Below are 368 nucleotides of genomic sequence, written 5' to 3' on the forward strand. Positions count from 1 at the left end.
TCAAAGATCAATTTAAAACTAACTAAAAAATCTAGTTATTTTATATTTTCAAACTTTTTCATAAATAATACTTGAATTTTATATAGTTAGCTCTCAACACTTTCACTCCAATTAAGTTCTCATCAATAGCGTTTTAATCGATTCTTCGCTCACTGAGAAAATGGATGCGATAGCTTTAACACTAAAACCTTTGTCTAGCATGGTTTGATAGACTTCAAATTGATTTAGTGCAATACCTTGTTCAATTCCTTGCCTGATGCCCATCTGGATTCCTTTGTTTGTTGATTCTTCAAACATTTCATCTAATGCTCTACACACTTTTACATCACCCTTTTCACTTTCCTGGTAGATATTCAATAACTCTTTGT

General features: G+C 31.0%; 1 protein-coding gene. It reads right to left on the reverse strand.

From position 1 onward, the window contains the following. Positions 1-111: 111 nt before the first annotated feature. The coding region (locus NE544_RS12130) for a hypothetical protein (protein ID WP_370866141.1) at positions 112-368 on the reverse strand (257 nt) is incomplete at its 5' end.

It is taken from the genome of Holdemanella sp. MSK.7.32, assembly GCF_024460475.1.
Lineage (GTDB): Bacteria > Bacillota_I > Bacilli_A > Erysipelotrichales > Erysipelotrichaceae > Holdemanella.